The organism is Pedobacter sp. CFBP9032 (assembly GCF_034045265.1).
Classification (GTDB): Bacteria; Bacteroidota; Bacteroidia; order Sphingobacteriales; family Sphingobacteriaceae; genus Pedobacter.
Map to the genome: position 1 here is coordinate 1 of NZ_JAXCWE010000048.1, position 311 is coordinate 311.

1 rRNA gene is annotated in these 311 nt (G+C 53.1%); it reads left to right on the forward strand.

Annotated elements, in window-relative coordinates:
- Positions 1-311: ribosomal RNA gene (locus SOM16_RS23095) — 16S ribosomal RNA — on the forward strand; the annotation flags it as partial.

Sequence of the window (311 nt, forward strand, 5' to 3'; positions counted from 1 at the left end):
GTTAAGTCCTGCAACGAGCGCAACCCCTGTCACTAGTTGCCATCATTCAGTTGGGGACTCTAGTGAGACTGCCTACGCAAGTAGAGAGGAAGGTGGGGATGACGTCAAATCATCACGGCCCTTACGCCTTGGGCCACACACGTAATACAATGGCCAGTACAGAGGGCAGCTACCAGGCGACTGGATGCGAATCTCGAAAGCTGGTCTCAGTTCGGATTGGAGTCTGCAACTCGACTCTATGAAGCTGGAATCGCTAGTAATCGCATATCAGCCATGATGCGGTGAATACGTTCCCGGGCCTTGTACACACC